This is a genomic window from Corallococcus sp. AB049A, assembly GCF_003668885.1.
In the GTDB taxonomy this organism is placed as follows: Bacteria; Myxococcota; Myxococcia; order Myxococcales; family Myxococcaceae; genus Corallococcus; species Corallococcus interemptor.
Genome location: NZ_RAWL01000920.1, coordinates 1 through 553, shown reverse-complemented (window position 1 = coordinate 553; position 553 = coordinate 1). Strand labels below are relative to the sequence as shown.

General features: G+C 68.7%; 1 protein-coding gene. It reads left to right on the top strand.

Translation table 11 applies throughout. From position 1 onward, the window contains the following. Window positions 1-202: 202 nt before the first annotated feature. The coding region (locus D7X55_RS40235; RefSeq protein WP_147470466.1) for a DnaJ domain-containing protein at window positions 203-553 on the top strand (351 nt) is incomplete at its 3' end.

Here is a 553-nt window from a genome sequence, read left to right as displayed (position 1 = left end):
CCAGGACCGTTGCCAGTGCGGCGGGGAGCAGCGCACACCCCAGCCACAGGGGGGCCTTCCGGCGGGCGCGCGGTGCTGGGGTGGCCTTCCTCATCTTGCGGCGACTGTAACCATCGCGGCCCTGTCCGGACATCCCGTGCTGGCGCTCACCGCCCCGCTGGTTACGTTCTCCCTTGTCGGGTACTGCACGACCTCAAAAACTATGGCGGACGACTACTACCAGATTCTGGGCGTGCCCCGGACGGCCTCGGCGGACGAGCTCAAGAAGGCCTTCCGGAAGCTGGCGCGCCAGCACCACCCGGACGTCAACCCCGGCGACAAGGGGGCGGAGGAGAAGTTCAAGCGCATCAACACCGCCTTCGAGGTGCTGGGAGACCCGAAGAAGCGCGCGCTCTACGACGAGTTCGGCGAGGACGCGGAGAAGATCGGCTTCGACGAGAAGAAGGCCGCGGCCTACCGCCAGTACCGCGCCGCCCAGGCGGCCGGGGGTAGCGGGGGCGGAGGCATCCCCTTCAGCACCGAGGGCGTGGACCTGGGGGACCTCTTCAACGAC